General features: G+C 49.6%; 12 protein-coding genes. 10 read left to right on the top strand and 2 right to left on the bottom strand.

Annotated elements, in window-relative coordinates; genetic code table 11:
* Positions 1–20: 20 nt before the first annotated feature.
* Positions 21–1,022: a PorV/PorQ family protein gene (locus BGX16_RS13440; protein ID WP_146139454.1), complete on the top strand. Its 1,002-nt coding sequence runs from the start codon at positions 21–23 to the stop codon at positions 1,020–1,022.
* The gene (locus tag BGX16_RS13435) at positions 1,022–1,750 is read left to right on the top strand and encodes a hypothetical protein (RefSeq protein ID WP_100426509.1); all 729 of its coding nucleotides are present in this window, start codon (positions 1,022–1,024) and stop codon (positions 1,748–1,750) included. The genes BGX16_RS13440 and BGX16_RS13435 overlap by 1 nt, the downstream gene beginning before the upstream one ends.
* A 3-nt stretch (positions 1,751–1,753) precedes the next feature.
* Here the strand turns inward: BGX16_RS13435 and BGX16_RS13430 are convergent, their stop codons facing one another.
* Positions 1,754–2,899 carry a glycosyltransferase gene (locus BGX16_RS13430; protein WP_100426508.1) on the bottom strand — a complete coding sequence of 382 codons (1,146 nt, stop codon included), beginning with the start codon at positions 2,897–2,899 and terminating at the stop codon, positions 1,754–1,756.
* 33 nt (positions 2,900–2,932) lie between these two features.
* Between BGX16_RS13430 and BGX16_RS13425 the strand changes: the two genes are divergently transcribed.
* From BGX16_RS13425 to BGX16_RS13410, 4 genes are read left to right on the top strand one after another with little or no spacing between them, the layout of a single operon-like run.
* A complete protein-coding gene (locus BGX16_RS13425; RefSeq protein ID WP_100426507.1) occupies positions 2,933–3,883 on the top strand; it encodes a glycosyltransferase in 951 nt (316 codons plus the stop codon).
* Entirely contained in the window at positions 3,883–4,983 is a 1,101-nt protein-coding gene (locus tag BGX16_RS13420; protein WP_100426506.1) for a glycosyltransferase family 4 protein, read from the top strand. Before BGX16_RS13425 ends, BGX16_RS13420 begins: the two co-directional genes overlap by 1 nt.
* On the top strand, positions 4,980–5,906 hold the full coding sequence (locus BGX16_RS13415; RefSeq protein ID WP_100426505.1) for a glycosyltransferase family 2 protein: 927 nt from the start codon (positions 4,980–4,982) through the stop codon (positions 5,904–5,906). Before BGX16_RS13420 ends, BGX16_RS13415 begins: the two co-directional genes overlap by 4 nt.
* Complete coding sequence (locus BGX16_RS13410; protein WP_100426504.1) at positions 5,903–7,324, top strand: hypothetical protein; 1,422 nt, start codon at positions 5,903–5,905, stop codon at positions 7,322–7,324. Before BGX16_RS13415 ends, BGX16_RS13410 begins: the two co-directional genes overlap by 4 nt.
* On the opposite strand, the gene BGX16_RS13405 is transcribed toward BGX16_RS13410, so the two are convergent.
* Complete coding sequence (locus BGX16_RS13405; protein WP_100426503.1) at positions 7,314–7,727, bottom strand: hypothetical protein; 414 nt, start codon at positions 7,725–7,727, stop codon at positions 7,314–7,316. The two genes, BGX16_RS13410 and BGX16_RS13405, sit on opposite strands and share 11 nt — an antisense overlap.
* A gap of 141 nt (positions 7,728–7,868) precedes the next feature.
* On the opposite strand from BGX16_RS13405, the gene BGX16_RS13400 reads away from it, so the two are divergent.
* Genes BGX16_RS13400 through ftsH form a run of 4 tightly spaced genes read left to right on the top strand, consistent with a single transcriptional unit; the run spans position 7,869 to position 12,797 of the window.
* Positions 7,869–9,134 (top strand): glutamate-5-semialdehyde dehydrogenase, encoded by a 1,266-nt coding sequence (locus BGX16_RS13400; RefSeq protein ID WP_100426502.1) that lies wholly within the window; start codon positions 7,869–7,871, stop codon positions 9,132–9,134.
* A 9-nt stretch (positions 9,135–9,143) separates the two neighbouring features.
* Positions 9,144–9,494: a phosphoribosyl-AMP cyclohydrolase gene (gene hisI / locus BGX16_RS13395; RefSeq protein ID WP_100426501.1), complete on the top strand. Its 351-nt coding sequence runs from the start codon at positions 9,144–9,146 to the stop codon at positions 9,492–9,494.
* On the top strand, positions 9,482–10,705 hold the full coding sequence (gene tilS, locus BGX16_RS13390) for a tRNA lysidine(34) synthetase TilS (RefSeq protein WP_198514932.1): 1,224 nt from the start codon (positions 9,482–9,484) through the stop codon (positions 10,703–10,705). The genes hisI and tilS overlap by 13 nt, the downstream gene beginning before the upstream one ends.
* Positions 10,698–12,797, top strand: coding sequence for an ATP-dependent zinc metalloprotease FtsH (gene ftsH / locus BGX16_RS13385; RefSeq protein ID WP_277352374.1), 2,100 nt, complete (start codon positions 10,698–10,700; stop codon positions 12,795–12,797). The genes tilS and ftsH overlap by 8 nt, the downstream gene beginning before the upstream one ends.
* The last annotated feature ends 1 nt before the right edge of the window (position 12,798 follow it).

Genomic DNA, 12,798 nt, shown 5'->3' with positions numbered 1-12,798 from the left:
AAATTATAAGCATGTTTTTTTTGAAAAAAAATTTCATTTTCGTTCTAACGGTTCTTTTCACCATAACCGCTTCACAGGCGTACTTCAAAAAAAACGATACCGGTGAAGAAGCTTTTGCGTTCCTCGGGTCCTTCTACAGCGCACGCAGTGCAGCCATGGAAAATGCGAATGCCGCAAAGCCGTCCTCGAACCCAGGATCCGTTTTACAGAATCCTGCAGCAATCGTTTTAGACTCCAATCAAAAAAATGCGGTTTCCTTTTCTTGGCAAACGAGTGAACTCGCCGAAAACCAAGGATACATCGCTTACGCAAGGCGAGTCGGCGCGATGGTCGCGGAGCTGAGCTACGGTTGGATTCGCTATGGAGATGTCGACGGTTACGACGACCTGGGTAACGAGACCGGCAAAACCTACAGTCCGCAGAGTTCTGTCACCGCTCTATCCCTTTCCCTTCCGTTCCCCCATTTCCAATTCGGTTCCACAATCAAGTTTGCAACCGACCTTTTGGCAAACGATGGAACAGACCAAACAGCCATGGCTCTCGCTTTTGACTGGGGCGTTCTTTGGCAGTCCTCGTCCCGCAAATACGGTCTTGGTTTTGCTGCCCGCAACTTCGGTAAGATGATCCGCGCTTATGTGGACAAAGGCGATACCGATTACGGTCTTGAAGAAGTTTTTGCGCTTTCGGGCTTTTACATTCCAGGAGCTCTCCCGCGCCTTTCGCTTTATTCGGAGCTGACATTCCCCCGTTATGCAGAACCGGCAGTCGCACTCGGTGCGGAATACGTCATCGGATCGAACCTTTTTGTAAGAGCGGGCTTCTCCCGGACGTGGCTCGATCTCTCTCGCGACTTTAAAGAACTTTTCTCTTCTGCAGACCGTCCTAATGAAACGAACAACGCCCGTCTTTTCAGCCTCGGTCTCGGCTATGCGGGATCGAGCTTCTCCGTTGACTACGCCTTCTCTTACCTGCCACAGAATCTCGGTATGGAACATCGCGTAGGGCTTGGACTTCGTTTCTAATGCAAAAACAGTTTGATATCATCGTGCTTTCCAAGGAAAGGCTCTGTCCTTCAATCGAGGACCGTGCTCTTGGATGGTTTTTTGCCGAAAATTTTTCGGAAGTTCTACCGGAACTGGATGCGGAATGGACGATCCTCGTTTCCCCAGGCATTCGCATGACGCGCGATTTTCTGAATGCGGTCGCCGACATCTGCGTGGAGTTTCCTTACGCAGACGCCTTTGCTCCGCGCGTCCTTCATGCTGAATCGCACCAGGTATTTTCGTCAGGATTTTTAATCGATCAAAAGCGCGGACTCGAAGAAGAATTCCGCAGTAACAGAGACCGAGAAATCCGTCCGATTGCAAGCGTTTCTCCGGAATGCGGCATTTATTCTACACGCCTTCTCCACGCGTTACACGGCTTTGACCCCGAGTTCAAAACCGACATCCGTTTTTTTGATCTGGGACTTCGCGCTTTGCATTTGGGAGCGAACCTCTTTGCCACACCGCGCATCGAAATCGAATCCGTCGCCGCCAAGCAATATTCCAAGCCGGACCGCATCCGCGAACTCGGACGCGTCTATTACAAAGACCTGGACATCATCCAGTATTTGAAGTTCGCCCTGCGCCATCCCGCAGCGCTGAACGCCCTGTTTAAAAATCGAAAACAGCTCAATGCAAAATCCTTAGCGGTAACCGAGCTTTCTCGTTTTTCAAAAGAAATGTTTGAAAAGGTTTCGACGCGTTAAAACTCAGCGGTCGAGAATCGAATAGAAGAAGGCGCTTAATTTATCTGCAATCGTCTTGATGCTGTAACGCGCAAGCAGCTCAGAGACCTTTTCAGCATTATATTCATACTTGCCGTCCATCACCGACTGCAACACGTCCAAGTAACCCTGCACATCCGTCGCCGGAGAAACGGTCGGGCATACGTCCGAAAAGATTTCGGCCAAGGCGGTCGTCCTCGCGCAAACAACAGGAGTTCCACAGGCAATCGCTTCAAGCGGAGGCAGGCCGAAACCTTCCTGAAAGGACGGTTGCACAAACAGGTCCGCATGGCGATAGAATTCTCGCAGGTTCGTCACCGAAAGACTTGTGAAATGGAATACGTTTTTCAAGTGACGTTCTTCCAAAAGCATTTGAACGTAACGGTTCACCTTTCCAATACGCACAAAAGCGACATCCGGACGAGCCTTTGCCATGTCAAAGAAGGTCGCGATATTCTTGCGCTTTTCGGGCAGGCTCACGTTCAAGACCATCGCCTTAAAAGATTTGATGCCCAAATCTTCACGGAAAGATTTGCGCATGGAGCGGTAGAGCATCCGGTCGGAATTCTGATTGTAGTAAAGCGAATTCAGCGGAAGTCCCGTCACCGCATTCGGGCGGCCGGCGATACCGTAATATTTTTCCGCTTCCCTTTTGGAATAACGGGAGTTGTACACAAAGCCGTCCGCCTTGGCAGTCGGTTTCGCATAGAACATGGAAATCAGTTTGAACTTGACGCTGAACGGATAAAGCGTTTCCGCAAAGGTGTCATGGATCAGCACGACCGTTTTCGACTTCGGGCAAACCTTTTTGGCGACTGGCACCAAAAAGCCGAGTTCCGGGCGAATGAAAAAGACAATCGTCGGGTCAAGCTTTTGCAAATATTCCACAAACGGTTCGCGAAATTTGTAAAAACCCATGTGCAAAGACTTTGCCCAAATCGAAGAGCTCTTGGTTCCGCGTTCTTCCGGGAGCGCCTTGTCGTCGTCCGGAAAATACTTGGGAGTCTTCAACCAAAGAATCGAAACATCAAAATCCGCGAATAGCGTATGTTCCAAATCGAGCGTTAAACGCCCGAAACTGGTTCTCGAGTTCTTGTCACAGACAATAACGACTTTCTTCTTTGGTACCATATAGCCCTAATTTATACTATTTTATTAAAAATTATGTCTAAAATTTTCGTCGCACTCGCCACTTATAACGGAGAACGGTTCCTTGCTCCGATGCTCGATTCTCTGCTGACGCAGAATCGCCAAGCCGACCGTATCGTTGCTGTCGACGACGCCTCGAATGACAACACCCTTTCGATCCTCCAGGAATACGCTTCGAAACTTCCCATGCAAATTCTTGTACGCCCAAAAAACGGCGGGCATCGGCAAGCTTTTTCGGATGCGCTGAAAGAAATCCAAAAAGTCGCTGAAAAAAACGACCTCGTCGCCATCGCTGACCAGGACGATATTTGGCTTCCGCATAAATTTGAAGTTTTGGAAAAAGCCTTTCTTTTGAAAGACGCACCGATCTTTGTTTTTGGCGACGCCCACGTGATCAATGCCGAAGGGAAGCAAATCGCGCAATCCTGGAGAGACTTGGCGGGCATTCCTTTAGAGATTCCTGTCTGCGCACGACTTTCGGGAACGAACAACGCAAACGGTTGCCTTTCGCTTTTTAAGGCATCCCTTCTTTCCCGGATTTTGCCGATCCCGGAATGGATTCCGGTTTACGACGAATGGATTACCCTTTGCGCCGCTAAAAACGGAAGCGTCCAAGCGATTCCGGAAGCGGTTTTAAATTACCGAATCCACGATCAAAATTCCGTCGGAATCGCTCCTAAAATTTCCATGTCGGAATCGTTAAAGATCAATCAGGCTGTTGCAGAAGGTTTGCTGGCTGTAGCAGACCGTTTGGATCTTTCGACGCAAGAAATCCTTTTTGTGGAACGCTACCGGGAATTTTTGAAGACAAGCCTCGAACATTCTCCGAACTTTTCCGCTATTCCCTGGCTCTGGAAAAATCAAGAAGCGCTGTATCCGGGTTGTACACCTTGGAAGCGAGTGAAAAAGATTTTGGGAGCCTCGCTCGGATATCCGATTTGTAAGCACCTGTTGGGGAAATCCTGATGCGCATCGGTATTGACGTTAAATTGTTACGTTCGAATTCCGCAGGGCTCAAAGTCTATTTGGAAAGCCTGCTCGACGAATTGCAGAAGATCGATTACACGAACGAATACATTCTGTTTTCTCCGTCGCCGGTCGCTTACCGTCTTTTTGCGACGAACTTTTCGTACCATATTTCCAAGACGAAATTGCCGGGAATCCTGTGGCAACAGTTCGAACTGCCGAGCCTTGCCAAAGAACATAAGATCGATGTTTGCTGGGGACCGGAACAGACGCTTTTTTTGCGCAGACCGAAAGGCATTTGCAAAATTCTGACCGTTCACGATTTTGTCTATCGCCGATTCCCGAAAACGATGGAACGCAGTGTACGAACGATTACACAGTACTACGGCACACGTTCGCTTTCCAAATCCGACATTCTTCTCTGCATTTCGAACTTCACTGCACGGGAACTCAAAAAATTCTACCCGTCGATCCCGAAGCAAAAGCTCCGCATTATTCCGAACGGCATTTCCAGCCAAAACACGATCCAGGAACCCCTTCCTAAAGAAGACTTCTTGTTCTTCACGGGCAGCATGGAACCGCGTAAGAATCTCCCCCGCTTAATCCAAGCGCTTGAAATTCTACACGCCAAGGGAGTTTCGCCCAAGCTTAAAATCGCAGGTCCCGCAGGCTGGCACAACAAGGCGTTCCACGATTTGCTAGAGAATTCTCCCGTTCAAGATTCCATTGAGATTCTCGGTTTTGTCTGCTCTGAAGAATTGCAGAAACTGTACAGGACCTGCAAAGGCTTTGTCTTCCCCACGCTTTACGAAGGCTTTGGACTTCCTGCCCTCGAAGCTTTGCAAAACGGAGCCCGCGTTCTCGTTTCCAAGGATTCGCCGATGCAAGAATTTTTAGGGACGCTCGGCATCTATTTTGACCCGAACAATCCCGAAAGCATTGCCCAGGCGATTGAAGACCTTTACGCGCATCCCGAAAAAGTTTCCTATTCCGAAAAGGAAAATAAAAAGCGTCTGTCTGTCATCAAGCGATATTCCTGGGAACACGCCGCCAAAAAATTGAAAGCGATTTTCGAAAAGCTCCACGCGGAGGCCAAATGAAAACGCTGATTGTCCTTGTGACTTACAACGGATACGCGATGACAAAGGACTGCCTATCGGTTCTTTCCAAGCTCCCGTCCGAGCACTGGAGAATTGCGATTGCAGACAATGCGAGTTCCGATGGGTCGCCTCAAAAACTCGCAGTCGATTTTCCTCAGGCAAAAGTCTACGCGCTTTCCAAGAACAAAGGCTTTGGGTTTGCAAACAACGAAGCACTTTGCCGAAGTCTTAAAAATGAAAACTTTGACTTCGTCTGTTTTTTGAACAACGATACAATTGTGACCGTCGAAGCGATGGAAAAGCTTCGGGAAGACGCCGAAAAAGATTCTGGCAAAACGATTTTTGCCCCTCTCGTCAAAAATCGGGACGGAAGTCTACAACGGACGGATTACCGTTTTCTTTCGCACGCAGAGTTTTTTTTGAACGCCTTCCGCACGGTCCGTGGCGCAGACAAAAGGCTTCACGGCGAATTGAAGGCTGTAGCAGAAACGCATTTTCTTTCGAATGATTGGATCAATGCCGTCTGCTGGATGATGCCCGTTCAAACGTTTTTCGACGTGGGCATGTTTGATGAAAAAATTTTCATGTATTACGAGGATCAGGATTTTGCATATCGAGCGCGCAAGCTCGGTTACCGCTTTCTTTTGAATGCGGAAGCTCCGATTGTTCACTTGGGCGGTGGTTCAGCAAAGAACGTGCTTTCGCGGAGTCTGCAACACGACTCTTCCCAGCTATACTTTTACCGCAAGCATTTTGGATATGGTGGAGCGGTTCTCTCGCGTATCTTCCGATTTGTCCGCAGCCTTTTGCGCCTGGGAATGCTCGTTCCTTTTGCACTTTTCAAGAAATCGGCTCGGGATAACGCCAGAATCCATTGGAAACTTCTTCTCTTTTCTTTGAATGGGAAAGGAATTTTAAAATGAAACGTTCATTCTTATTTGCTTTTTTGAGTTTTGCCATTTGTGCGCTTTCAGCTTTTGCTGTGGAACCGGGACATATCGGTTTTGGAGATTCCTCCGCCTACTTCAGAATTCGCGGTACTCTCGGCGATTCCGTTTCCGTTTCGCGTTTTACAAATACCGATCAAGACGACAAGCATGTGGAAAACAGCCTGTTTGTGAATTTGTACATCAACGGAGCGATCACCCAGAATTTTACCTTCCACGCCAGTGCGAGCGTGATGAGCGACCGCACCACTCGCACTTACGAAGACAAGGCTTACAATCCATACAACGGCATTCCTTACAACGTACAAAGCCCCAGTTCCAGAACCTGGGACACCTTTACTGCAGCAAGCGAATACCGCTTTAACGAAAACATCCGCATGATGGGTGGCGTCGATTATCTTTCCTGGGGACCGGCGCGTCGTAACAAATTAACGCTCCGTGGCGCAGACCACAATTACCGTCCGTGGATGGATTCCACCGACCGTATTGCGATTCCTGCTCCAACGCCTTACTTTGGCTATGAATTCGAAATTGGACCGGTGACATACACGCAGTACGCAGGCAAGCTTTACCACGACAAACACAAGGGAAAATATTTCCATGCGCACCGTTTGAACTTGGAACTCCCCTGGAACATTGATTTCGGCTTAAGCGAAACAATCGTTTACGGTTCCACCGTGGAAGCCAAAGATTCCAATCCGAACGAAGATGCCGACAGTACGAACCGAGGCTTTGAATGGATCTATGCGGCTCCGTTTATTCCGTACCTCTTCTGCGAACATTACACCGGGGACTTGGAAAATACGAGCATTTCGTTTGATATAAGCGTCAAAACGATTCCGAACTGGGAAATCTACGGCGAACTTTTGTGGGACGACATGAAAACGCCCACCAGCATGTTCAACGATTCCTGGTGGGGCAACAAATGGGCGGCAAGTCTCGGCCTTGGAACGGACAACCGTCAAATCGGACCGATCCTGCTTTCGTACTACTCTGAATTTACCTGGATAGAGCCTTGGGTCTATACGCATCACAAGGGAGCCGGATACACGTACACGCATTACGGACAAAGCTTTGGATCGAATCTTGGACCGAACTCTCGCGAATTCTACACGGAAGTCCGCGCCGCGTACAAGGATCTGGAAATGAAGCTCTTTGCGTCAAACGTCGCAAAGGATACCGCATTCGGTGGAAACCTTTACGACATCCATACGCCGTACGATCCGACAGACAGAACCTATCTCGCCGACAAAACGACCCTCCACTACCGCGAACTCGGCTTCGGCATCAAATTCACCCCGCTTGAATGGCTCTGGGCGAATTACAGCCAAAGCTTTTACCTCGGCGATTACGAGGGATACCGCATGAGCGGCAACCTCGGCGTTACTTGGTAAAAGATTGGCCACCCATTTCTTCGCAAGTCTTGCCTCGCGTATTCAAAATGGTGATGGCATCCCCGCTAGCAACCGGGCGCACTATGGTAAGCGAGAAGGCGCCGAAGCGAATATTTTCATGGTAATTGGCGACGGCGTTTCCTCCTCTCTTACGCACCATTTTTTCAATCGCTGGGCGCAAGGATTTCGGATCGGCATAAAGCATCTTCGAAGCTTTAACGACGTGGACATATTTGAACGGGACATCTTTCGGGAAATCTTCGAAAGCGCAGAATTCGTTCGGAGCGACCTCTTCTTCCCCTTCGGCGAGAGGGATTTCCGTATAGGGTCTACGCGAATAATTGGAACAGCTTGTCAAAGCAAAAGCACCAAGAGAAGCTGCGAGCAACATCATTTTTTTCATATTTCCTCCACGATGGATTGCAATTTTCAATTTTTCGGCGAATTATAAAAAAAACACATACACTTTCCAATTGTCGTCCGAAAAAAAGGACATTCTTTTTTGAATAAAAACGCGGTGCTTAAAAATTGCTAATTTGACGATATGACTTCAGAAGAAATTCATGAATACGCTCTCGGACTTGCTAAAAAGGCAAGATCCGCATCTGCCCGTATCCGCACTGTCCGTGCGGATGTCCGTAACCAGGTCCTTCTCGAAGTGGCCAAGTCTTTGCGTGAAAACGAGAAACTCATTCTCAAAGAAAACGCAAAGGATCTCGCAGCTTTCAAAGACAAGATTTCCCCGGCCAAGTATGACCGTCTGACACTCAACCATGAACGTCTCGAAGGAATCGCGGCAGGCGTGGAGCAGATCGCCACTTTTGCCGATCCGCTCGGTAAGGTTTTGGAACAGCGCAAGCTTGATAACGGCGTGGACATTTCCCGTGTAAGTGTTCCGCTGGGATGCGTTTTCTTCATTTACGAAAGCCGTCCAAATGTGACGATTGACGGTGCCGCGCTCTGCTTTAAGGCTGGCAATGCGGTCATTCTCCGTGGCGGTAAGGAATCGCTTTACTCTTCGAAGATTTTGGCAAATATTTTCCGTGACGCTCTGCAAAAGTTCGGCGTCGATCCAGATGCGGTTCAGCTCGTAGAATATGCGGACCACTCCATCGTCGGTATGCTTCTCAAAATGCGCGACTACCTGGACCTCGTCATTCCTCGCGGAGGTGAAAACCTGATTCGCGCTGTGACCAATCAGAGTTCTATTCCGGTGATCAAGCACTTTAACGGCATTTGCCACATTTACGTGGACAAATCCGCAAACATCGACATGGCTGCAAAGATCGTCGAAAACGCGAAGACTCAGCGTTGCGGTACTTGCAACACCATGGAAACCCTTCTTTTGGACAGCGCCCTTTCCGACGCCGATGTCAAGAAAATTCTCGATCCGCTTCGCGCAAAGAATGTGGAATTCTTTGGTGACAAGGAAACTCAGACTCGTCTTTCCGACGTCAAGGACTTTGAAGAAGAAGACGGTTACCATCACGAATATCTCGCCTTCAAGCTCAGCATTCGCTTTGTGAAGAATGTGGAAGAAGCCTGCGACCACATCGAAAAGAATTCGAGCCGTCACACGGAATCCGTGATTGCCGAAGACAAGGCGGTGCAGGAATACTTCCTTGCGCACGTCGATTCTTCGAGCGTAATGGTGAACGCAAGCACCCGTCTTGCAGACGGTGGCGTTTACGGTCTCGGAGCAGAAGTCGGCATTTCAACAGACAAGATTCACGCCCGCGGCCCGATGGGCGTCGAAAGCCTTTGCACTTACAAATGGGTTTTGATTGGCGAAGGTCAGATCCGTTCCTAAGGAATTTGCATGAAGTTTGAAGATTTAATGAAAGACGTCAAGTTTGAAGTGGAATTCGGCGATAAGAAACTTGCCCCGGCAATCGTTCAGGATGCCGACAAGCACGACGTGCTGATGATGGCTTGGATGGACGAAGAAGCGCTTCGACGTACAAATGAATGCGGCGAAATGGTTTTTTGGAGCCGTAGCCGAAAGGAATACTGGCACAAAGGAGATACGAGCGGCAACGTGATGACCGTTGTGAACTGGTACGCGGACTGCGACAGTGATGCACTCCTTTTTGAAGTCCGCATGCAAGGGCCACAGGTCGCTTGCCATACCGGCGCCCGCTCCTGCTTCTTCAAAAAGTGCGACAAGTAAGCATTCTCAGACAACTTCAAAGGCGTGGCTGGAAACGACTGCTTCTTGCCGTTTCCGGAGGAGTCGATTCCGTCTGCCTTGCCCATTACTTTGTACAAAATCAAAAGGATTTGGGGCTCGACTGGATTGCATTTGCCCACGTTCACCACGGGCTTCGCAAAGAAACCGCAGACCGGGACGAAGCCTTCGTCAAGGAACTCGCCCGACTGCTGAACGTTCCGCTTTTTATTCACCATTTAGACGGTGAATCCTTAAAAGCATCCGGCTCTGTTGAAGAAAATGCGCGGAAAGCCCGTTACAAGGCATTCTTCGAAATCGCCGCACGTTCAAACTGCCGTGCAGACGCTATTCTGACCGCGCACCATGCAAACGATCAAGCAGAAACGCTTCTCATGCGCCTTCGCCGCGGCACGAGCCTCAAAGGGCTTCGCGGAATTCAATTTATTCGTAACGACGGCGTTTACCGCCCATTCTTAAACATTCCTCGATCCGAAATCGAAGCGTACGCAGTCAAGAATCATTTAAGCTGGTGTGAAGACGAAACCAATGCGGACAAAGCCTTTGAACGCAACTTTATCCGCCACGCAATCCTGCCTCGGATCGAAGCAGAAAATGTACAAGCGGTAAAACAGCTGTGCCGGATCGCCCAAGTCGGCTCTCGCATCTACGAGAAAATCCTTTGCCAAATCGAGCAAGAGTTCGAACCGCAAATCGTTCCCCCTTCCCTTTGGCCTTTCCCCGAAGAAATTGCGCCTTACGAGCACATTTTAGCTCTGCACGATTCCGCTTGGGACGCCTTGAGTCAAAAAAGCGAAAAGGGCGCCGCAGAACTTTTAAGAATCTGGCTACAGAACCTCGGATTCGAGTATCCCAATACAGTCGATTTCAAATCAAATTTTGCAAATCGGAATAAATCCCTGATTTTTGAAAAATCGCGCCATATCCTTTGGTTTTGCAGATCCTTGCAGGATTCCAAAGTCCACAATTTGTATCTTTTTGAAAAAAAACGAGCCCCTTTGGGCGAATGGCGCTTTCGTTTAGATGGAGATGTTTATACACCTCCGAGCGGAAGATCCAAATCGCTCAAAAAATGGTTCGAAGACAATGGAGTTCCGGCTTTTGTCAGAGATTGCTTCCCCGTTTTTTCCGACGGAAAGCAAATCCTGCAAATTTACGGAATTCCACCTCGAATAAAGGAAACCTATGAGTAATAAGCCTAAAGCTCCATCGGCATTCCACAACAGGAACTTTTTCCTGATTGCGACGATGCTCCTAATGGTGCTTTTCTTTATGCGCCTTTATAACGACGATACGTCCTTGGATTTGACAAGAACGGATTTCTTCGCCATGATGAACGACTCCACGACGGAGATCAAGAGTTTAAAACTCCAGCGCACCCTCGACGGCATTATGGTCGAAGGCACCCGTGCGATGAATGCCGAAGAAATGGCGGAAGAAGCACAGCAGCAAGGTCTGCTTTCGAAGCTCGCCCGCAGATCGACAAATTCGAACCATACGGTCGCCTTCACAAGCCATGTTCTGGACCTTACCAGCGATCAGATCGACGCGTGGGAACAGAACAAGGGCATCAAAGTTCGTGTGCAGCACGAAACCACCAGCTGGATTGACCGCATTTTCGCCTTCCTCCCGGCCATCCTTTTAATCGCCTTCTTCTGGTATATGATGGCGCGTCAGACCGGCGGAAGCAAGGGCGGAATGGGAATGTTCTCGTTTGGCAAGAGCAAGGCTCGCCAGCTGAACGAAAGCGGAAAGACGAAGACCACCTTCAAGGATGTCGCCGGTTGCGATGAAGCAAAAGCTGATCTCGAAGAAATCGTCCAGTTCTTGAAGGATCCAAAGAAGTTCTCGAATCTCGGTGGACGCATTCCGAAGGGCGCTTTGCTCGTCGGTCCTCCGGGTACAGGTAAAACCCTTCTCGCCCGTGCGGTTGCAGGTGAAGCAGGCGTTCCGTTCTTCAGCATGTCCGGTTCGGACTTTGTGGAAATGTTCGTCGGTGTCGGTGCGGCTCGTGTCCGCGACTTGTTCGAAATGGGCAAGAAGAACGCACCTTGCATTTTGTTCATCGATGAAATCGATGCAGTCGGTCGTCAGCGTGGTGCAGGTCTCGGTGGCGGTCATGATGAACGCGAACAGACTTTGAACCAGCTGCTCGTCGAAATGGACGGCTTCAATGCAAACGAAGGCGTCATTTTGATTGCGGCGACAAACCGTCCGGACGTTCTCGACAAGGCTTTGCTCCGTCCGGGACGTTTTGACCGTCAGATCACCGTGGGTCTTCCGGACTTGAAGGGCCGTGAAGAAATTCTCCGCGTGCATTTGAAGAAGCGCAAGGTTCCTCTCGCAGACGACGTGAACGTAAAGGACATCGCCCGTGGAACTCCAGGACTTGCCGGTGCAGACCTTGAAAACCTGATCAACGAAGCTGCCCTCCTCGCCGCTCGTTTCGACAACAAGAAGGTGACGAAGGAAGACTTTGAAGAAGCACGCGACAAGCTCGCCATGGGTGCAGAACGACGTACACTTCTCATGTCCGACGAAGAAAAGCGTCACACCGCCTTCCACGAAGCCGGTCACGCTTTGATGACCCTTCTTTGCAAGCACGCAGATCCGCTCCACAAGATTACGATTATTCCGCGTGGCCGCGCCCTCGGTGTGACCATGTCGCTCCCGGAAATGGACCGCGTTTCCATGTCCAAGGAAGCGGCGGAAGAAAACATCATGATTTTGATGTCGGGCCGTCTTGCCGAACTCATTTGCTTCAACCATCTGAGCACGGGAGCCTCGAACGATATTGCCCGTGCCACGGAACTCGCCCGTCGCATGGTTACCGAATGGGGCTTCGACGAAACGATTGGACCACTCTGCTACACGCGTAACGACGGCGAAATCTTCCTCGGTCGTGAAATCAGCAAACCGAAGGAAATGTCCGAAAAGATGGCAGAAGCGATTGATGGAGCCATCAACAGCTTGGTCAAAAGTCTTTCCGAAAAGGCAAAGGCGCTCTTGATCGAAAACCGCGAAAAGCTCGACCTTCTCGGCACAGCGCTTTTTGAAAACGAAGTGCTCGACCGCGAAGAAATTGACCGAGTCATCGCCGGCGAAAAGCTCGAAAGCACCAAAAAGAGCCGTACTTACCTGTTCCAAGAAATGATGGCAAAGAAGCGCGAAGAAGAAAAGAAGGCAGAAGAGCCGCCTCCTGATCCGGGCCGTCCGACTCCTGTTCCGACACAAGTGGTTCCAGAAACTCCCGTCGCTAATAAGGCCGAAGGAGAAAAGGCGTAAA

Origin of the sequence: Hallerella succinigenes, assembly GCF_002797675.1 — a bacterium.
In the GTDB taxonomy this organism is placed as follows: Bacteria; Fibrobacterota; Fibrobacteria; order Fibrobacterales; family Fibrobacteraceae; genus Hallerella; species Hallerella succinigenes.
This window is presented reverse-complemented; position numbering and strand designations above follow the sequence as displayed.